General features: G+C 48.5%; 18 protein-coding genes. 17 read left to right on the top strand and 1 reads right to left on the bottom strand.

The annotated features are described in order from the left end of the window. Positions 1-28: 28 nt before the first annotated feature. The 6 genes from JM642_RS13215 to ompW all read left to right on the top strand — a co-directional run bounded on the left by JM642_RS13215 (position 29) and on the right by ompW (position 6,030). The gene (locus tag JM642_RS13215) at positions 29-367 is read left to right on the top strand and encodes a 4a-hydroxytetrahydrobiopterin dehydratase (protein WP_037416823.1); all 339 of its coding nucleotides are present in this window, start codon (positions 29-31) and stop codon (positions 365-367) included. Positions 368-628: 261 nt separating this feature from the next. After that, positions 629-2,167: a transcriptional regulator TyrR gene (tyrR, locus tag JM642_RS13210; RefSeq protein WP_011071819.1), complete on the top strand. Its 1,539-nt coding sequence runs from the start codon at positions 629-631 to the stop codon at positions 2,165-2,167. A gap of 342 nt (positions 2,168-2,509) precedes the next feature. Further along, a complete protein-coding gene (locus JM642_RS13205; RefSeq protein ID WP_203431948.1) occupies positions 2,510-3,496 on the top strand; it encodes a fumarylacetoacetate hydrolase family protein in 987 nt (328 codons plus the stop codon). Positions 3,497-3,580: 84 nt separating this feature from the next. Further along, positions 3,581-4,231, top strand: coding sequence for a maleylacetoacetate isomerase (gene maiA / locus JM642_RS13200; protein ID WP_203431947.1), 651 nt, complete (start codon positions 3,581-3,583; stop codon positions 4,229-4,231). Positions 4,232-4,331: 100 nt separating this feature from the next. Beyond that, positions 4,332-4,919 carry a nucleotidyltransferase family protein gene (locus JM642_RS13195; RefSeq protein WP_144344943.1) on the top strand — a complete coding sequence of 196 codons (588 nt, stop codon included), beginning with the start codon at positions 4,332-4,334 and terminating at the stop codon, positions 4,917-4,919. Positions 4,920-5,382: 463 nt separating this feature from the next. Next, positions 5,383-6,030 carry an outer membrane protein OmpW gene (gene ompW, locus JM642_RS13190; protein ID WP_203431946.1) on the top strand — a complete coding sequence of 216 codons (648 nt, stop codon included), beginning with the start codon at positions 5,383-5,385 and terminating at the stop codon, positions 6,028-6,030. Between the two features lie 84 nt (positions 6,031-6,114). Here ompW and JM642_RS13185 read toward each other — a convergent pair whose 3' ends face one another. Further along, positions 6,115-6,858, bottom strand: coding sequence for an SDR family NAD(P)-dependent oxidoreductase (locus JM642_RS13185; RefSeq protein ID WP_203431945.1), 744 nt, complete (start codon positions 6,856-6,858; stop codon positions 6,115-6,117). Positions 6,859-6,975: 117 nt separating this feature from the next. Here JM642_RS13185 and JM642_RS13180 point away from each other — a divergent pair, with 117 nt between their 5' ends. The 11 genes from JM642_RS13180 (at position 6,976) to JM642_RS13130 (ending at position 19,315) form a co-directional block, all read left to right on the top strand. Next, the gene (locus JM642_RS13180) at positions 6,976-7,410 is read left to right on the top strand and encodes a YbaY family lipoprotein (protein ID WP_203431944.1); all 435 of its coding nucleotides are present in this window, start codon (positions 6,976-6,978) and stop codon (positions 7,408-7,410) included. Positions 7,411-7,480: 70 nt separating this feature from the next. Next, positions 7,481-8,422: a homoserine O-succinyltransferase gene (gene metA, locus JM642_RS13175; protein WP_037416842.1), complete on the top strand. Its 942-nt coding sequence runs from the start codon at positions 7,481-7,483 to the stop codon at positions 8,420-8,422. Positions 8,423-8,851: 429 nt separating this feature from the next. Continuing rightward, a complete protein-coding gene (locus JM642_RS13170) occupies positions 8,852-10,042 on the top strand; it encodes an acetyl-CoA C-acyltransferase (RefSeq protein WP_203431943.1) in 1,191 nt (396 codons plus the stop codon). A 136-nt stretch (positions 10,043-10,178) separates the two neighbouring features. Beyond that, a complete protein-coding gene (locus JM642_RS13165) occupies positions 10,179-11,678 on the top strand; it encodes a CoA-acylating methylmalonate-semialdehyde dehydrogenase (RefSeq protein ID WP_203431942.1) in 1,500 nt (499 codons plus the stop codon). Positions 11,679-11,840: 162 nt separating this feature from the next. Continuing rightward, positions 11,841-12,998, top strand: coding sequence for an acyl-CoA dehydrogenase family protein (locus JM642_RS13160; RefSeq protein WP_144344949.1), 1,158 nt, complete (start codon positions 11,841-11,843; stop codon positions 12,996-12,998). Positions 12,999-13,062: 64 nt separating this feature from the next. Continuing rightward, entirely contained in the window at positions 13,063-13,836 is a 774-nt protein-coding gene (locus tag JM642_RS13155; RefSeq protein ID WP_037416854.1) for an enoyl-CoA hydratase, read from the top strand. Then, positions 13,836-14,987, top strand: coding sequence for an enoyl-CoA hydratase/isomerase family protein (locus JM642_RS13150; RefSeq protein WP_037416857.1), 1,152 nt, complete (start codon positions 13,836-13,838; stop codon positions 14,985-14,987). The genes JM642_RS13155 and JM642_RS13150 overlap by 1 nt, the downstream gene beginning before the upstream one ends. A gap of 101 nt (positions 14,988-15,088) precedes the next feature. Further along, a complete protein-coding gene (gene mmsB, locus JM642_RS13145; protein ID WP_169546580.1) occupies positions 15,089-15,991 on the top strand; it encodes a 3-hydroxyisobutyrate dehydrogenase in 903 nt (300 codons plus the stop codon). A 19-nt stretch (positions 15,992-16,010) separates the two neighbouring features. Continuing rightward, on the top strand, positions 16,011-16,769 hold the full coding sequence (locus JM642_RS13140; protein WP_055647775.1) for an SDR family oxidoreductase: 759 nt from the start codon (positions 16,011-16,013) through the stop codon (positions 16,767-16,769). 207 nt (positions 16,770-16,976) lie between these two features. Next, positions 16,977-17,219 (top strand): hypothetical protein, encoded by a 243-nt coding sequence (locus JM642_RS13135; RefSeq protein ID WP_037416867.1) that lies wholly within the window; start codon positions 16,977-16,979, stop codon positions 17,217-17,219. Positions 17,220-17,278: 59 nt separating this feature from the next. Beyond that, a complete protein-coding gene (locus JM642_RS13130; protein ID WP_203431941.1) occupies positions 17,279-19,315 on the top strand; it encodes a prolyl oligopeptidase family serine peptidase in 2,037 nt (678 codons plus the stop codon). Positions 19,316-19,327 lie beyond the last annotated feature (12 nt).

The raw sequence follows: 19,327 nt of genomic DNA, 5'->3' as shown, positions 1-19,327 counted from the left end.
ACCTGTGATGTTGCCAATAGGAGTATGTATGACCGCGTTAACCCAAATGAAATGTGAAGCTTGCCAAGCCGATGCACCGAAAGTGACCGATGAAGAATTGGCCGAGCTTATCCGCATGATCCCCGATTGGGGCGTGCAAGTGCGTGACGGCATCATGCAATTGGAACGGGTGTACAAGTTTAAAAACTTTAAACTAGCAATGGCATTTACCAATAAGTTGGCGGAATTGGCCGAGGAAGAATTCCATCATCCTGGTATTTTAACCGAGTGGGGCAAGGTGACCGTGACTTGGTGGTCACACTCAATTAAGGGCCTGCATAAGAATGACTTCATTATGGCGGCCAAGACCGACCAGTTATTAGATTAAAAAATTAATATTTTAAATCAGCATCTTAATGCAATTTTGATGCTGATTTTTTCTTCCTGTTACAAATGCACTGTAAACTAGGCTTGCCACTTTGAGCGTAACCTTCTAACGTATACACGCCCAGCTATTTATCTAGTCCTTTACGTTTGCGTAAACTGAACGTGTTTCGTCAAACGCATGTCTTATGAAGGTCATCCTTTGGGACTATAGCTCGCACGTTTTATTCCAAAATTCGAATCAAAAAAGGGAATATCAGTCATTATGCGCTTGGAAGTTAGCTGTCAAGATCGCGTGGGTTTAGCGAAAGACATCTTAGTCGTGTTAGAACGTTATGGCATTAATCTCATTGCCATTGATGCCAGTAACCAAGGTTTTCTTTACCTGCAATTTGCTGAAGTCAGTTTTGAAACCTTAAGCGCCTTGATGCCGCAGATCCGCAAAGTGGAGAGCGTCCACGATGTACGAACGGTGTCATTTATGCCGTCGGAGCAAGAACACTACGCCTTAAAAACCCTACTTAAAACTCTCCCTGACTCTGTGTTTTCCATCGATGTGAAGGCGCGTATTCGCATTGTGAACGAATCGGCGCTGCTCAATATGGGCATGGGAGAACATGAAGTGCTCGATGAATCCTTAAACCATTGGGTACAAGGGTTTAACTTCAGCCGCTGGCTCAGTGAGGGCCAAGTGCTGCCGCAGGCGGCGCGGGTGAATATCGGCCAAAACGAATATCTGGCTGAAATGTTACCGATTTATTTACCTGATGAGGACGAGAAAACTATCCTCGTCGGTGCGGTGGTGTCGCTTAAATCGCCTGCGCGGGTGGGTAAGCAATTTAATGCGCTGCAAAATCAAACCACAGGCTTTGAAAATGTGTTGGCTAGCAGCGACAAGATGAAAGAAGTGCTTAAACAAGCCCGCCGCATGGCGCAGCTCGATGCGCCATTACTGATCACGGGTGAAACTGGCACGGGTAAAGAGTTAATGGCCAGAGCCAGCCATGATGCCAGCATGCGCCGCGAAAAGCCGTTTATTGCCATTAACTGTGCGGCATTGCCCGATAGCGCCGCCGAAGAAGAACTGTTTGGCTACGTTAGCCAAGGTAAAGTCATTAAACGTGGTTTTTTTGAAGAGGCGAAGGGCGGTACTGTATTTCTTGATGAAGTGGCCGAAATGTCCAAGGCGGCACAGGTTAAATTGCTGCGGTTATTACAGGATGGCACCTTTAGACGTATAGGTGGCGACGAAGAAGTCCGCGCCGATGTACGGATTATCTGCTCGACCCAGAAAAACTTAGCCGAGCTGTGCCAAACCGGTGAGTTTAGAGAAGATTTGTACTATCGCATCCATGTGCTTAGCTACCATATTCCGTCACTGCGCGAGCGCAAGGTCGATATCATTCCGCTGACGGAGATGTTCCTCGAGCACTACAGCCAGCAACTCTCTAGTCCTGTCAGGCGGATTTCGGCCCAATGCCGCGATCATCTATTAACTTACGCTTGGCCGGGTAACGTCCGTCAGCTTAAAAACGCAGTTTTCAGAGCCGTATCAATGTGGGATGGTTCGGGTGAATTAACTGTTGAGCAACTTAAGTTGCCATCCTACGCCGAAGGTTTTGGTTATTTCGATAATGCCTTCGAAGGTAATCTCGATGATGCGATGAAGCAATTTGAGGCTAGCTTACTGCGCCGCTTATATCCGGCTTACCCCAGTACTCGGCAATTGGCGAAAAAATTGGGTGTGTCTCATACGGCTATCGCCAATAAACTTAGGGAATATAAGATCGCCAAGCCAAAGTAATCTTGGCTTAAGTTTGAGATGTAACAGTATCGTTCCACTTTGTTGTCGACTTTTTCACCATATCGTTCAGCGAAATAGTGGCAAGCCGCAACAGGGTAGGAAACGTAATGATTAGTTTACAAAATGTGAAAAAATAAGCTGAAATGTGATTTTGCTCACGCTATAGGAATCCGTCGTCGCTTCGGGTATTTCTACGCGCAGCAAACCCTAATACAGAGTCAATATAGGTTTTTATTTACCTATGTTCTCGTCAGCAAAAAATTCGCGTTAGCTGATATTGTCGGTTAACTATAACGAGATAAAAAGCGCAGTACGCCGAGCCGTAGAAGCACAGGAGCAGATATGAAACTTGCCAGTTATAACAATGGTCGCCGCGATGGTCAGTTAATGTTAGTGAGCCGCGATCTTACTCAAACGGTGGCTGTGCCAGCGATTGCCCATACGATGCAACAATTACTCGATGGTTGGGAATTACTCAAACCGCAATTACAAGAATTGTATGATGCGCTCAACGAAGGCAAATTACCGAACGCGCAAGCCTTCGATGAAGCCAAATGTTTATCACCCTTACCACGCGCGTATCAGTGGGCCGATGGTAGTGCCTACGTTAACCATGTGGAATTAGTTCGTAAGGCGCGCGGCGCAGAAATGCCAGAAACCTTCTGGACTGATCCGCTGTTTTACCAAGGCGGCTCTGACAGCTTTATCGCGCCCAAGGCGGATATCCCGCTGGCGAGCGAAGACTGGGGCATCGATTTCGAATCGGAAATCGCTGTGATCACTGATGATGTGCCGATGGGCGTGAGTGCTGAAAATGCAGCGAAACACATCAAACTGCTGATGTTAGTCAATGATGTGTCACTGCGTAATTTGATCCCGGCCGAACTCGCCAAAGGTTTTGGTTTCTTCCAATCTAAACCTTCGAGCAGCTTCTCGCCGGTAGCCATTACGCCAGATGAATTAGGCGCACGTTGGGAAGATTCAAAGGTGCACCTACCGCTTATCACATACCTAAACGGTGAGTTATTTGGCCGCCCGAATGCGGGTGTCGATATGACCTTTAACTTCAGCCAGTTAATTAGCCATGTTGCCAAAACCCGTCCATTGGGTGCGGGCGCCATTATCGGGTCTGGTACGATTTCTAACTATGACCGCAGTGCTGGCTCAAGCTGTTTGGCCGAGAAACGTATGCTTGAAGTGATTAGCAACGGCAAAGCTAGCACACCGTTTATGCGTTTTGGCGACACAGTACGCATCGAAATGCTCGATGATAATGGCGCCTCTATTTTTGGCGCTATCGATCAAAAAGTGGTTGAGTACAAGGCGTAAGGCTTTTTTATTTGAAAAGTGATAGATAATATCGACGGGGCTATTTAGCCCCGTTTTTTCAGCATGACAAAAGGACAGCGTGAGATGAAACTATACGGTTATTGGCGCTCTAGCGCCGCCTATCGTGTGCGTATTGCCCTCAATCTTAAAGGTGTGAGCGCCGAGCAGTTATCGGTGCATTTAGTGCGTGATGGTGGTGAGCAGCACAAGGCGGACTATATCGCGCTAAACCCGCAGGAGCTAGTCCCCACTTTGGTGGTGGATGATGAGCAGGATGGGGATGCGTTATCCCAATCTTTAGCCATTATTGAGTATCTAGATGAACTCTATCCAAAGACACCGCTATTACCCGCATCAGCCCTTGAGCGTGCCCATGTTCGCGCCATGGCATTAACCATCGCCTGTGAAATTCATCCACTCAATAACCTGCGGGTATTGCAGTATTTAACTCAGAAGCTGAACGTTGACGAAGAAGCTAAAACCGCTTGGTATCACCATTGGGTGGCAACGGGATTTGCGGCGCTTGAGACCCAACTGGCGCGCCATAGTGGCCGATATTGCTTTGGGGATAAGGTGACTATCGCAGATTTGTGTTTAGTGCCGCAGGTGTACAACGCGCAGCGTTTTAATGTGGATTTAACGCCGTACCCCAATATTATGCGAGTATGGGCTGAATGTAATTTATTGCCTACCTTTGCGGATGCGGCGCCCGAGCACCAGGCCGATGCGGTTTAACCTATCATTAACTGCTCATTAAGTGCGATGAAATCGATGATGAAGTGGCGTGAGTCGATGTCACTTCTGTGTTTCTAACTTATTAAAGCGGATATTGGCCATGACTGAAGCCGAATTAAATGCATTGTTATGCGCATGGCTAAGCCAAGATAAACAGCGGTTAAGGGCACTTGAATTAGCGCAGCAATGTGCCCAAGTGTATGATATTCCGCAGTGGTGCTTGGCGGCGGGGTTTGTCCGCAATCTGGTGTGGGACAAATTACACGATATTAAGCCGCGTCCGTTAAACGATATCGATCTGATTTACTATTGTCCCTTGGATACTCTTCCTGAGCGAGATAGGGCGATAGAAGCTTACCTACAAACACTGGCGCCAGACTTACCTTGGTCAGTAAAAAATCAGGCGCGAATGCACCTTAAGCATCTCGACAATCCCTATCAATCGACACAGGATGCAATGTGTTATTGGCCCGAAATCGAAACTGCTGTCGGTGTGTCGCTTGAACAGACACTTAAGTCTTCTGCTCCAGCCATTGAAGGCTTACACATCATCGCCCCCTTTGGCTTAACCTCATTATTTGCCTTACAACTAACGCCCAATCCTCGGCGTCCCTTAGCGTTATTTCAGCAACGGTTAGCCGCAAAGTCTTGGCGTAAACAATATCCGCGACTAGCTATAGCCTATTGAGCCATTTGGTTAAGATGAGTTTAGAGGCTTATTCTTTTATTCGCAGATGAGTGAGTGTAAACCGAAATAAGCACCTTCTAGGTCGATTCTTAATTCCTGTCTTTGTCTGCTTTTGGATTCTTTCGCGTTTTTTCTACTGAATATCGTCGAATTTCATCGGATTTTAATTTCAATCTATGTTGATTAAATGTAAATGGCGAAATTGGTAATTTTTCTCCTATTACCTCTTCTGGAGGTGATTAGTGATGGCTAATTAATGCGGTTGGTCACAAAAAATGAACCGGTATTGTCAATAAATGTTTAGATAACGTGACTTGTATCTCATGGTTTATACCTCGAAATAAGTATCACCGCTTAATCTTGATTTAGATCAATAAGGTGAATAATTTTATCTGGCAGTGTAAGCGTCAATTGTTAAGGATGTAATGTAAAACAAAAACCTATGTTGTACATATGGAGTATGATGATGAATAAAACTACTGTTTCTACACTGATCGCTGCCACCCTGTTAGCCGCTGGTTTCTCTGCTTCTGTTTCTGCCCATCAAGCGGGCGATATCATTGTTCGTGCCGGTGCTGTGGTTGTCGCGCCAAGTGAATCTAGTGATCCAGTTGCTACGTTTGGTGAGTTTCAAATCAGCAATAACACTCAACTGGGCTTGAACTTTGGCTACATGTTGACCGATAACTTCGGTGTAGAGTTATTAGCAGCGACGCCTTTTAGTCATGACGTATCGTTAGCTGGTGTAGGCAAAATTGCAGAAACGAAACACTTACCTCCAACTTTAGTAGCGCAGTATTATTTCGGTAATGCCCAATCTGCATTACGTCCATATGTGGGCGTGGGTGTGAACTACACTAACTTTTTTGACAACGAATTCACCAACGATTTAAATGGTGCCTTAACTGACTTAAGCATGAGCACCTCCTGGGGCCTAGCGGCGCAAGCGGGTATCGATTATCAAGTCAATAAAAACTGGTTAGTTAACGCCTCTGTGTGGTATGCGCAAATTAGTACCGATGTGAAGTTTAAGTTAGCGGGTGATACAGTGGTTATCGATACCGATATTAACCCATGGGTTTATATGGTCAGCGTGGGTTACACTTTCTAATCATCTGATTTTAAAGTAACAAAAAAGGAGCCAGCGGCTCCTTTTTTGTTTTCGCAGTGTAATAAAGCTAAACACGGAACAACACTACTTTTTAGCCTTTTTCGGCTTCCAGTGGCGTGTATTATAGATAAACTCAGGCAGTAATTTAGTCAGCCAAGCGACTAAGCGCCAACGCTTAGTCACATAGACTCGACGTTTACCCTGCTGCATGGCCTTAATGATCTGCGCCGCCACTTGCGGGAGCGGGGCAAGCCATAGCGTGCTTTGCTGCATGGCGGCCTTATCCAGTAAACCAAGTTGAATATCGGTAATAGTAATGGGTAATTTAAGCCGCTGGGCATGCATGCTTAAGCCTTCTAAATAGTTTTGCGCAAAGGCTTTAGAGGCATGGTAAGCCACACTTGGGCCGCCGCGCAGACCAGCAATCGAGTTGATGGCGGCAAGCTGGCCATAACCCTGCTCGCGAAATAATCTAAATGCGGTATTGCAGATAGCGGCAAAGCCCCGCACATTGACATCGATAATGTCCTGCTCAGGTAGCCATGGCAGCTCAGGATCGTAGCTATTGAGTCCGGTATTCACTAAGACTAAGTGGGCGCCGCCTAAGTCGTGCCAGACGCTTTCGAGTTGCTTGATGATGACGCTTGGCTGTTCAATTTGCAGTGAAAAGACCTGAACTTTAGTGGGCAGGGTCGAGGCAAATTCGCGGAGTGATTCGACATCTTGGGCAAAAAGGGCTAATTCAACCTGCTGATCGGCCAATTGTTTGGCAAGTTCGCGGCTTAAATGTGAGCTAGCGCCCACAATTATCGCAGTTGCTTGGGTCATAAATTTTTCGGCAACGAAATGGTAGCTTATCATAGGAAGATATGCCCAGCATGACAAGATTTATAGCTTGGGCGTATAGACATCCAGAAGTCTTTATGTATGATTAGGAGAAATGAAATGACACATGGGTTAAGGATTAGCGGACTGACATCTGCATGGCAAAAATGGGCGGCAATGGTATTACTCACTGTGACGACGATGATGACAGGTTGTGCCACACCAAATGCGGTTGTTGAGATTCAAGGTGAGGCCATGTATCGCGAACGTATCGCACTGCCTGCCGAAGCCAAGTTGATTGTGCAGTTGCTTGATGTCTCTAAGATGGATGTACCTGCTGTGGTGATGGCAGAGCGTGAGAGTCAAGGCGCTAAAACCCCTACGCAATTTAGTTTTACTATAGGGCGCGATCAGTTTGAAGCAGGGCATACCTATGCCATAGGTGCAAGGATAATGCTCGGTGATAAGTTATTGTTTATTAATACTCAAGCCTATCATGTCGATCTCAATTCGACTGAGCCTATGACGATACTGCTTGAGAAAGTCGGCCGCTAATTTGTTTGCTCTTTGCTGAGTGGCATACGCGCGCCGGAACCCTTGATTGTTTGAACAGAAGAGGCGCGGTATGCCAGTTAAAATTCCAGATCATCTGCCAGCAGCAGGGATTTTAGAATCTGAAAATATTTTCGTAATGTCCGAAACCCGGGCCGCCAATCAAGATATCAGGCCAATGAAGGTGTTGATCCTGAATCTGATGCCCAATAAAATCGAGACAGAAACCCAGCTTCTACGCCTATTAGGTAACACGCCTTTGCAGGTGGATGTGGATTTACTGCGTATTCACGATAAAGAGTCGAAGCATACCTCAATTGATCATATGAACACCTTCTACCGTGATTTTGAGGATGTGCGCCATAAAAACTACGACGGCCTAATCATCACTGGCGCGCCGTTAGGGCAAATTGATTTTGAAGATGTGACTTATTGGGACCATATCCGTGAAATTATCGATTGGTCACAGCAGCATGTTACCTCGGTGCTCTTCCTTTGTTGGGCTGCTCACGCTGGGCTTTACCATCTCTATGGATTAAATCGTAAAATTCTTGAGCAAAAGCGCTCAGGGGTGTTTGTCCATCGCCGCACCTGCCAGCATTTTCCGCTGCTACGCGGATTTGATGATGAGTTCTTTGCACCGCATTCCCGCTTTGCCGAGATGGATATTGAAGAGCTTAAGCGACATCCTGAACTACAAGTGCTGGCAGAGTCCGAGGAGGCCGGAGCCTATTTGGTCCTCAGTCGCAATAATCGCAACCTGTTTGTCATGGGTCACCCTGAGTATCAAAAATCTACCTTAAACGATGAATATCATCGGGATTTGGCGCAGGGATTAAACCCAAATGTGCCACAAAACTATTATCGTAACGATGATCCTAAGGCCGATGCCATTGCCCGTTGGCACAGCCATGGCAGTTTGTTGGTGAGTAATTGGCTTAACTATTACGTTTACCAATTAACGCCTTACGACCTGAGTGATATGACGGCGATGACGCCATGGGAATCGCAGTAGGGACGTTGTTTTAGTTTGTCAGGCATTGACGGTTTCTTAAGCTCAATGCCTGTTGAATCACCTCGCTATGCTGTTTCTGTTTGCTTGAATTTTTTGAACTGACTAATAAATTTACCATTCGCTTAGCCACTGTTTGCTCGCCTGTTAACCTCATTTGTCTTTGCGCTGTTCATCATCTGCTGGTAAGGTTTTGTTCCTGCTGCAAGGCAAGCGCTTTTATTGAGTCACTTCCTCCTTGTTACCATTTCAAATGCCGTTAAGGCCTCTCGACTGTAAATTCTGACTGACAATCTGGCGTGGATGAAATCGATACATTAGACCAAGGAATACTTGCTTTACGTTCGCGTAAACGTCAGAGTGGTTTCATTGTTACTATTTATCCGCCGCTGGCGTGTGTTACCGCCAAGGAACATTTAGCTTGGAGTCCCCATGAGTACTGAACAATTTAACCAAGAGATCGTTATTGTTGCCGCTAAACGCACCCCAATGGGTGGCTTTCAAGGCAGTTTGTCTGGCGTAACGTCTCCGAGCTTAGCGGCCACCGCCATCAAAGCCCTGTTAGCTGATACCCAAGTTGCGGGTGATAAGGTTGATGAAGTGTTAATGGGCTGCGTATTGCCAGCGGGTCTGGGTCAAGCACCTGCGCGTCAGGCAACCTTAGGTGCAGGTTTACCGCTGTCTGTTGGCGCTACGACCGTAAACAAAGTCTGTGGCTCTGGGATGAAAACCGTGATGCTTGCCCACGATTTACTCAAAGCGGGCAGTGCTAAGTTGGTGGTTGCGGGTGGTATGGAAAGCATGAGCCAAGCCCCTTACTTGCTAGATAAAGCGCGCGCTGGCATGCGTATGGGTCATGGCAAGGTATTAGACCATATGTTCCTCGATGGTTTAGAAGATGCCTACACTGGTGGTGCTATGGGCACATTTGCCCAGAAAACTGCCGACGAATATGGTTTAACCCGCGAGCAGATGGATGCGTTTGCTTTAAGCTCGCTCGAAAAAGCCAACGCGGCCATTCAATCTGGCGCCTTCAAGGCGGAGATTGTGCCCGTCACGGTAAGCGATCGCCGTGGTGATGTGCTCATCGATACCGATGAGCAGCCAGGTAACGCCCGTCCTGAAAAAATCCCCGCACTGCGCCCCGCTTTTGCTAAAGACGGCACTATTACGGCGGCAAACTCAAGCTCGATTTCCGATGGTGCAGCGGCGCTGATGTTAACCACGCGCGCCAATGCCGAGCAGTTAGGCTTAACAGTGCTGGCCACCATCAAGGGCCACACAACCCATGCGCAGGAGCCTGCACTCTTTACCACTGCGCCTGTTGGCGCGATGGCAAAACTATTGAGCAATGTCGGCTGGTCTAAGGATGAGGTTGACCTGTTCGAAATCAATGAAGCTTTTGCCATGGTGACTATGCTGGCCGTTTCTGAATTAGGTTTAGATATGGCAAAAGTAAACGTGAATGGCGGTGCCTGCGCCTTAGGTCATCCTATCGGTTGTTCGGGCGCGCGTTTACTGGTGACCTTAATCCATGCACTAAAGGCCCGTGGGCTTAAGCGCGGCGTAGCCTCACTCTGTATCGGTGGTGGTGAAGCGACGGCTATGGCTATCGAAGTCTAATCAAAGGCTTAATCGCAAAATCAATCAAGGCTAAATCAACAAGACCAAGACTGAGCTGGCAAGGGCAAACATCCCATCGAGGATCAACATAATATCGCACCGCCAGCTCAACCCTAAACAAGGAAAGGATTGCAACATGACCACACAAGTTAAGCATTACATTGATGGCGAATTCACCACTGGCACTGGTACATCACAAATCGTGGTGACCAATCCTGCGAATAACGCGCCGATTGCCGTTATTAATAGCGCCACGGCCGATGAAGTCCATGCGGCCATCGCCAGTGCCAAGGCGGCCTTTAAAACGTGGAAAGAAGTACCTGTGTCTGAGCGTGCCCGTGTCATGTTGCGCTACCAACACTTACTTAAAGAACATCACGATGAGTTAGCGACCATCCTTGCCCATGAAACCGGTAAAACCTTTGAAGATGCCAAGGGCGATGTCTGGCGCGGAATTGAAGTGGCAGAACATGCCTGCAACATTGCCTCATTACTGATGGGTGAAACCGTTGAAAACGTTGCACGCTCTATCGATACCTACAGCTACACTCAGCCTCTGGGTGTGTGTGCGGGTATCACGCCGTTTAACTTCCCTGCGATGATCCCTTTGTGGATGTTCCCACTGGCGATTGCCTGCGGTAACACTTTCATCCTTAAGCCATCTGAGCAAGACCCAATGACGCCACAGCGTTTAGTTGAGCTGTTTGTCGAAGCGGGCGCGCCAAAGGGCGTATTGCAACTGATCCATGGTGATAAAACGGCGGTAGATATTCTGTTGGCCGATCCTGCGGTTAAGGCTATTTCCTTCGTCGGCTCTGTGGCTGTAGGTCAATACATCTACAAAACTGGTACCGATAACTTAAAACGCGTGCAAGCCTTTGCTGGGGCGAAAAACCACTGTGTGATCATGCCTGATGCAAACAAACAGCAAGTGATCAACAACCTAGTCGGTGCTTCTGTCGGCGCGGCGGGTCAACGCTGTATGGCGATTTCGGTCGCGGTATTTGTCGGCGCAGCTAAAGAGTGGATCCCTGAGCTCAAAGAAGCGCTGGCGAAGGTTCGCCCAGGTTTATGGGACGATAAAGAAGCCGGTTACGGCCCGCTGATCAGCCCAGCCGCCAAAGCGCGCGTGCTCAAACTTATCGCCCAAGGTAAGCAAGAGGGCGCCGAGTGTTTACTCGATGGCAGCGACTTTACTGTGGCGGGCTATGAGTCAGGTAACTGGGTCGGGCCAACCATGTTCACTAAGGTCACGACCGACATGAGCATCTACAAAGAAGAAATCTTTGGCCCAGTGCTCTGCTGTATGGAGTCCGATTCATTAGAAGAGGCCATCGAACTCGTTAACGCCAGCCCATACGGCAATGGTACCTCTATCTTTACCGCAAGCGGCGCCGCCGCCCGTAAATATCAACACGAAATTGAAGTTGGTCAAGTCGGCATTAACGTGCCTATCCCAGTGCCATTACCATTCTTCTCATTCACGGGTTGGAAGGGCAGTTTCTACGGAGACCAACACGCCTACGGTAAGCAAGCGGTACGTTTCTACACTGAAACTAAAACCATTACCTCTCGCTGGTTCGAGTCGGACATTGCGGTGGCCGCAGGCCCAAATATGAGCATTAACTTGCGCTAAGCGGTTTAAATAACAGTTTAAACGCATTGTGAAACAGCAGGTTATTCAGTCTACATGTGGCGCAGTTGGCGTCCATTGATGATAAGCCTGCTGATAAATTCACTGTGTATTACACAAAAGATATTGACGAAAGAAATGGCCAAAGAGTCATAGGAGAGCCAAATGGATTTTAATTTCAACGAAGACCAACGCCAATTTGCCGATCTGGCTCGCCAGTTCGCGGCGGATGAACTCGCCCCCTTTGCCGCCAAATGGGACGAAGAACATCATTTCCCTAAGGATGTGATCCAAAAAGCCGGTGAGCTGGGTTTCTGCTCCCTGTATTCCCCCGAATCGGAAGGCGGCATGGGCTTGTCGCGCTTAGATGCCTCGATTATTTTCGAAGAGCTATCGAAAGGCTGTACAGCCACAACGGCCATGCTGACGATTCACAATATGGCCACTTGGATGGTCACCACCTGGGGCACAGAGACTTTGCGTCAAGCTTGGTCAGAGCCTTTGACCACGGGCCAAATGCTGGCGTCTTACTGCTTAACTGAGCCAGGTGCGGGCTCGGATGCGGCTTCACTGCAAACCAAAGCGGTACGTGATGGTGATGAGTATGTGATTTCGGGCTCGAAAATGTTTATATCGGGCGCGGGCGCAACTGAATTGCTGGTGGTGATGTGCCGCACGGGTCAAGCTGGGCCAAGAGGAATATCGGCGATTGCCATTCCTGCCGACAGTGAAGGCATTATCTACGGTAAAGCTGAAGATAAAATGGGCTGGAACGCGCAGCCGACGCGCTTAGTCACCTTTGATAACGTGCGCGTGCCGGTTGCAAACCTACTCGGTGAAGAAGGCCAAGGTTTTACCTTTGCGATGAAAGGCTTAGACGGTGGCCGCATCAATATTGCTACTTGCTCTGTCGGTACGGCGCAGGCAGCCCTAGAGCGTGCAACCCAGTATATGAACGAACGTCAGCAATTTGGTAAGCCGCTGGCTGCTTTCCAAGCGCTGCAATTTAAGCTAGCCGATATGGCGACCGAATTAGTGGCCGCGCGTCAAATGGTGCGTCTGGCCGCCTTTAAACTCGACAGTGGCGATCCAGAAGCGACCGCCTATTGTGCGATGGCGAAGCGCTTTGCTACTGATGTGGGCTTTCAAGTTTGCGATGCGGCGCTGCAAATTCATGGCGGATATGGTTATATCAGGGAGTATCCGTTAGAGCGTCACTTCCGTGATGTTCGTGTACACCAGATTTTAGAGGGCACTAACGAGATTATGCGCCTCATTATCGCCCGTCGTTTACTCGACGAAAATGCCGGACAAATCCTTTAAGCTGCCCTAATTGGACTGTAGGATTTGGCGATAACAGATTGGAAATATAAGGGAGCCGAAACAGATGGACTATTTAGTTGAGCGTATTGAAGGCCACACGGCCATTCTGACCATGAACAATCCGCCGGCCAATACTTGGACCGCCCAAAGTTTGCAGGCGCTCAAGGCCAAAGTGCTGGAGCTTAATGCTAACAAGGACATTTACGCGCTGGTGTTAACTGGCGAGGGCAACAAGTTTTTCTCCGCGGGTGCCGATTTAAAACTGTTTAGCGACGGTGATAAGGGCAATGCGGCGAGCATGGCAAAACACTTTGGCGAAGCATTTGAAACCTTAAGCCAGTTCCGAGGCGTGTCGATTGCCGCCATTAACGGTTATGCCATGGGCGGCGGCTTAGAAGTCGCGCTGGCCTGTGATATTCGTATCGCCGAAACCCAAGCCGTGATGGCATTGCCTGAAGCGACCGTTGGCCTGCTGCCCTGTGCGGGCGGTACCCAAAACCTCACTGCTTTAGTGGGCGAAGGTTGGGCAAAACGCATGATCCTCTGCGGTGAGCGGGTGAATGCCGCCCAAGCGCTGAATTTGCGTTTAGTCGAGGAAGTGGTTGAAACGGGTGAGGCCTTAAATGCGGCCATTGCACTGGCCGCCAAAGTGGCGAATCAGAGCCCAAGCAGCGTCACTGCCTGTAAGACATTAATCCAAGCTGGGCGCCAAATGCCGCGTAGCCAAGCCTTACCGATAGAGCGTGAACTGTTTGTCGGTTTGTTCGATACTGAAGATCAGGCCGAAGGCGTGAACGCGTTTTTGGAAAAACGTAAAGCTGATTGGAAGAACCGCTAATGACAAATTTAGTAGATAAGGCTGCACACACGTCCACCACACAAAATGTGGTTTTTCAAACCTTAGCCACCGCCTCAGGTAAATTAGTTGGGGTGGTGACGCTCAATGTTGAAAAAGCCCTCAACGCCTTGGATCTCGATATGGTTCGAGCCATGACGGTGCAGCTCAATTTGTGGAAAAAAGATCCGTTAATCGCCTGTGTGGTACTCGATGGCAGCGGAGAAAAGGCGTTTTGTGCGGGTGGCGATGTGCGGGCGTTATATCACGCCTCAGTTGCCGCTAAGGGACAGGTGACTGAGGTCGCTAAAGTATTCTTTGAAGAAGAATATCGTCTCGATTATCTACTACATACCTTTGGCAAACCTGTGCTGGTATGGGGTGATGGTATAGTGATGGGCGGTGGTCTCGGCCTGATGGCGGGCGCGAGTCATCGAGTGGTGACAGAAACCTCTCGTATCGCCATGCCCGAAGTCACCATCGGGCTTTATCCCGATGTGGGCGGCAGTTATTTCCTCAACCGCATGCCGGGCAAAATGGGGCTGTTTTTAGGCTTAACGGCCTATCAAATGAACGCCGCCGATGCCTGTTACGTTGGCCTTGCCGATCATTATCTAAATCGTGACGACAAAGAGCTGATGTTCGATGCCATGGCGACCCTCGACTGGAGCGATACGCCAGCGCTGAACCATCAACGACTCGACTCGATGATCAACGAACTGTCGAACCAAGTTGATATTCCTAAAGGCGATAGTTTACTGGCCGAGAGCCAAGAGATTATCGATAGGCTGATGGCGGGTAGTTTAACCGATATCGTCAGCCGTATGTCGACCTTAAGCACCGATGAAGCATGGTTAAATAAAGCCTGCGCGACTATGCTCGCGGGCAGCCCTATTAGTTGGCATTTGGCGTATATTCAAACGCAACTCGGTACTAAACTCAGCCTAGCACAATGTTTTAAATGGGAATTAACCGTCAGTGTTAACACCTGCGCTAAGGGCGATTTCTGTGAAGGCGTACGGGCACTGCTGATTGATAAAGACAGACAGCCCAAATGGCAATTTGCCGATGTGCAATCTGTGCCAAACAGCGTTATCGAGGACATTTTGACGTCACCTTGGGGAGAAGAACATCCCTTAAGCCAATTAAGCTAAGCCAATCGATGGCAGGTAAAGCGAGTGCTTTGCCTGCCATTTTTATCTGGAATAAAAAACTATCTGGAATAATAAACACACCAGAACACAGGAGTGATGGCATGAGTACAGTAGCATTTATCGGTTTAGGTAATATGGGCGGCCCAATGGCGGCCAATTTATTAAAAGCGGGCATGACGGTACGTGTCTTCGACTTAGTGCCTGCCGCCATGCAAGCCTTGGCCGACCAAGGCGCCTTAGTGTCGAGCACGGCATGCGGCGCAGCGGCGGGGGCCAATGTGGTGATCACTATGCTGCCTGCGGGTAAGCATGTAAAAAGTTTATATCTTGGTAATGGTACAGATAAAGGCCTGCTCGAGGTGGTCGCTGGCGATACTTTGTTGATTGATTGCTCGACTATCGATGCCCAAAGCGCCCAGTTAGTGGCGGCCGAAGCGGCTAAGAGTGGTATCGAGTTTATCGATGCGCCAGTATCGGGTGGTACCGCGGGCGCGGCGGCAGGCACCTTGACCTTTATCTGTGGTGGCTCAGATATCGCCTTCGAACGCGCGCAACCTGTACTTAACGCTATGGGCAAGAATATCTTCCACGCGGGCGGCGCTGGTGCGGGTCAAGTCGCTAAAATCTGCAACAACATGCTGTTATCTGTGCTGATGGTAGGTACTTCCGAGGCGCTTCAAATGGGGATTGACCATGGTCTCGACCCTAAAGTGCTGTCAGACATTATGAAGGTCAGCAGCGGCGGTAACTGGACGTTAGAGAAGTACAATCCTTGTCCGGGCGTGATGGAGAATGTGCCTTCTTCTAAGGGCTATCAGGGCGGCTTTATGGTAGATTTGATGGTTAAAGATCTCGGCCTCTCCCAAGAAGCCGCATTATTGAGCAATTCGAGTACACCCATGGGCTCACTCGCGCGCAGCTTGTATGTGAATCACGCAAGACAAGGCAATGGTCGCCGAGACTTCTCCAGTATTTTTGAACAATTTTCACCACTTAAAAAATAGATAAACAAGGGATAACCAGATGGATTTAAAAGATAAGGTTGTCGTCATCACTGGCGGCGCGGGTGGTTTAGGCTTAGCGATGGCGCACAATTTTGCGCAGGCGGGTGCTAAGTTGGCACTTATCGATGTGGATCAAGAAAAGTTAGAACGCGCCTGTGCCGATTTAGGCTCATCCACAGAAGTCCAAGGTTATGCGTTAGATATTACCGACGAAGAAGATGTGGTCGCAGGCTTTGCTTACATATTGGAAGATTTTGGCAAAATCAACGTATTAGTGAATAACGCCGGCATCCTGCGTGATGGTATGTTAGTCAAAGCCAAAGACGGCAAAGTGACTGACCGTATGTCATTCGACCAATTCCAATCGGTGATCAATGTTAACCTCACTGGCACTTTCCTCTGTGGCCGTGAGGCGGCTGCGGCGATGATCGAGTCGGGTCAAGCAGGGGTGATTGTGAACATTTCTAGCCTAGCTAAAGCGGGTAATGTAGGCCAATCTAATTACGCGGCCTCCAAAGCGGGTGTCGCGGCGATGTCTGTGGGCTGGGCAAAAGAACTGGCGCGTTACAATATTCGTAGCGCGGCGGTAGCACCCGGGGTGATTGCCACCGAAATGACAGCGGCAATGAAACCTGAAGCCTTAGAGCGTTTAGAGAAGCTTGTGCCCGTTGGCCGTTTAGGCCAAGCGGAGGAGATAGCCTCTACCGTACGCTTTATCATCGAAAACGATTATGTAAATGGTCGTGTCTTTGAAGTGGATGGCGGTATCCGTCTGTAACATGGTATCTTATTGATATTAAACAAGACCGAGCGTTTGCTCGGTTTTTTGTTGGCTAAAGTTAGGTCTCTTTTTTTAGTCTGTTCGCTTGGGTAAGAGTTGTTCGGAGGTTGACATTTACTGGCTATCCTTCAACAATCGCACGCTACTTTTTTACATAACTTTACAAATAGAGTTGACATTATCGTATTGGAGTTGATTATCTGAATGTCATGGCAGGATAAAGCCCTTTGGCTGGAAAAAATTACCAAGCGGATGATGCTGATTGTCGGTGCCTTAGGAGTCATAGTGATTTACGGAGGCTTCTTTTTTCTTCTCTTCAGTGGTCGTTCGGTCGCCGTGATCCCGTGGTTTTTTCTGTTATCACCTTGGATTTGTATTTACTTTGGTCTGACGCAAGTACAACAAGCTAGCGTACTGAAATGGTTTGTTAAAAAAGTCAAAAAATAAGCCCTTAAGGGGATTTGCATATTTACGGTTTGTTTTAGTTTGCAAACTTGGGGAACACAATGGGGTTAGGACGCTATTTTCCATTCTTGCTAAGTGCAGTGTTACTGCTACTCGGCGGGTGTGAGCGTACGGATACAAAAGATCAATCTGCCAAGGAAAGCGGCGACATTAAAGTTGCACCCTATGGCAGCTGGCAATCACCTTTGTCTGCTGCTGAGGTTTTTGAACGAACCGATGATATTGCTGAACTACAAAGTGTAGGTAATGCGATTTATTTTGCAGAATCGAGCGGACGTGCCCAAGGCAAAGTTGGTATCAAGCGTCTCGATGATCTTGGCAAGGTCACTGAAGTGGTTCCTCCTGATTTTAATGTTAAATCTACTGTGCATGAGTATGGCGGTGCGGCGTTTTTGGGCATAGGTCAGAGCCTATTTGCCACTAAATTGCAGGATCAGCTGTTTTACCGTTTTGCGCCTAATCAGCCACCATTGCCGTTAACTCCCAATGGTACCCGTCATGCCGATTGTGTGGCATATCCTAAGGGCTCACGGATTATTTGCGTGCGTGAAGATCACCGTCAGGGCGGCGAACCGAAAGCGAGCCTGGTGACTATCAATCTTAACTTTGCCGGTGAAGGCGATACCTTTGTTACGGGTCATGATTTTATTTCTTCCCCGACTATTTCACCCGATAACACCCAACTGGCGTGGATTACTTGGGAACATCCCTATATGCCTTGGGATAAGAGTGTGCTCTGGCTTGGGGATCTTGACCGCAAAGGTCAATTAAAAAATATTCGCAAGGTGAGTACGCCAGAGGACTCTTCGGTGACTCAGCCGTTATTTGGCCCAGACGGTAAATTATATGTGGTGTCCGATCTCAGTAACTGGTGGAACATTTACCGCGTCACCCCTAGGGAAACCTTAGAGCCTGTTTTGAGTAAAAATGCCGAGTTTGCGGTGCCGGATTGGCGTTTAGGTAACCATAATTATGCCTTTGAAAATGCTTCGACTCTCATCGCGAGCTACGTTGAAGGTAATCGAGCCGCATTGCTGCGTATGCACTTAGATTCCGGATTGACCGAATCTCTTGCCGTTGATTTTGCTGAGATCACTCAGGTGGTAAAGGGCGAAGATGGTGTTTATTTTGTTGGCGCTAAGGCAACACCAGAGAAAGGTATTTATCGCGTTGTTGGGCGTGGCACTGAGCTTGTGTACGCCCCAGCGCTCGCGAATCTTGATCCCAACTATGTCTCGCGGGCGAAAAATATTGCCTTCGCTACCGGTAAAAATCAGCAGGCCTATGGTTATTTTTACAGCCCTGTGAACCCTAATTACGTGGCGCCCCACGACACAAGGCCGCCGCTTATCGTGATGCTACATGGCGGGCCGACGGCGCGGGCTTCACTGGCCTATCGCTGTGAAATCCAGTTTTGGACCAGCCGCGGGTTTGCGGTGCTGGATTTAAACTTTCGCGGCAGCAGTGGTTTTGGCCGCGCCTATCGCCAAAGCCTTTATGGCAAATGGGGTGAAAGCGATGTAGAGGATGCGGTTAATGCCGCAAAGTATTTAGTGGCTAAAGGCTGGGTAGACGCCAATAAGTTAGCTATTCGCGGCATCAGCGCCGGTGGCTTAACTGTGATGTCTTCGCTAGCGTTTTATGATGTGTTTCAAGCCGGTGTGAGCTATGAGGGGATCAGCGATTTTGAGCAGCTCGCTAAGGGAACCCATAAGTTTGAGTCGGGTTATTTAGACCAACTTATCGGCCCCTATCCAGAGAAGAAGGAACGCTACCGCGAGTTATCGCCACTCAATCACTTAGATGGTTTGAATGAACCTTTGCTGATTTTCCAAGGCTTGAGAAACAAGATTGTACCAACGGCGCAGTCGCGGCAAATCTATGATGCCCTTAAAGCCAAAGGTGTGCCGACGGCCTATATCGATTATGGCGATGACGCAAGTGATGGACGCACGCCAGAACATAAAGCGGCGGGATTAGAAACCGAGTTAGCCTTTTATGGGCAAGTGTTTTCATTTACGCCAGCGGGTAAATTGCCAGCGTTGCAGCTAGATAATGTGGCGGCACTTAAGCATTAAAAGGTGAAAAGA

Origin of the sequence: Shewanella sp. LZH-2, from assembly GCF_016859145.1 — a bacterium.
Taxonomy (GTDB): domain Bacteria; phylum Pseudomonadota; class Gammaproteobacteria; order Enterobacterales; family Shewanellaceae; genus Shewanella; species Shewanella xiamenensis.
Note: the sequence above shows the minus strand (reverse complement) of the source record. Positions and strands in the feature narration are given on the sequence as shown.

Coding starts and splice junctions, on each gene's coding strand:
- JM642_RS13185 (WP_203431945.1), bottom strand. CDS start 6,858: ATGACCCAAGCAACTGCGATAATTGTGGGCGCTAGCTCACATTTAAGC.
- JM642_RS13160 (WP_144344949.1), top strand. CDS start 11,841: ATGGATTTTAATTTCAACGAAGACCAACGCCAATTTGCCGATCTGGCT.
- ompW (WP_203431946.1), top strand. CDS start 5,383: ATGATGAATAAAACTACTGTTTCTACACTGATCGCTGCCACCCTGTTA.
- JM642_RS13150 (WP_037416857.1), top strand. CDS start 13,836: ATGACAAATTTAGTAGATAAGGCTGCACACACGTCCACCACACAAAAT.
- JM642_RS13135 (WP_037416867.1), top strand. CDS start 16,977: ATGTCATGGCAGGATAAAGCCCTTTGGCTGGAAAAAATTACCAAGCGG.
- JM642_RS13170 (WP_203431943.1), top strand. CDS start 8,852: ATGAGTACTGAACAATTTAACCAAGAGATCGTTATTGTTGCCGCTAAA.
- JM642_RS13155 (WP_037416854.1), top strand. CDS start 13,063: ATGGACTATTTAGTTGAGCGTATTGAAGGCCACACGGCCATTCTGACC.
- tyrR (WP_011071819.1), top strand. CDS start 629: ATGCGCTTGGAAGTTAGCTGTCAAGATCGCGTGGGTTTAGCGAAAGAC.
- JM642_RS13140 (WP_055647775.1), top strand. CDS start 16,011: ATGGATTTAAAAGATAAGGTTGTCGTCATCACTGGCGGCGCGGGTGGT.
- mmsB (WP_169546580.1), top strand. CDS start 15,089: ATGAGTACAGTAGCATTTATCGGTTTAGGTAATATGGGCGGCCCAATG.
- JM642_RS13180 (WP_203431944.1), top strand. CDS start 6,976: ATGACACATGGGTTAAGGATTAGCGGACTGACATCTGCATGGCAAAAA.
- JM642_RS13195 (WP_144344943.1), top strand. CDS start 4,332: ATGACTGAAGCCGAATTAAATGCATTGTTATGCGCATGGCTAAGCCAA.
- JM642_RS13215 (WP_037416823.1), top strand. CDS start 29: ATGACCGCGTTAACCCAAATGAAATGTGAAGCTTGCCAAGCCGATGCA.
- metA (WP_037416842.1), top strand. CDS start 7,481: ATGCCAGTTAAAATTCCAGATCATCTGCCAGCAGCAGGGATTTTAGAA.
- JM642_RS13205 (WP_203431948.1), top strand. CDS start 2,510: ATGAAACTTGCCAGTTATAACAATGGTCGCCGCGATGGTCAGTTAATG.
- maiA (WP_203431947.1), top strand. CDS start 3,581: ATGAAACTATACGGTTATTGGCGCTCTAGCGCCGCCTATCGTGTGCGT.
- JM642_RS13130 (WP_203431941.1), top strand. CDS start 17,279: ATGGGGTTAGGACGCTATTTTCCATTCTTGCTAAGTGCAGTGTTACTG.
- JM642_RS13165 (WP_203431942.1), top strand. CDS start 10,179: ATGACCACACAAGTTAAGCATTACATTGATGGCGAATTCACCACTGGC.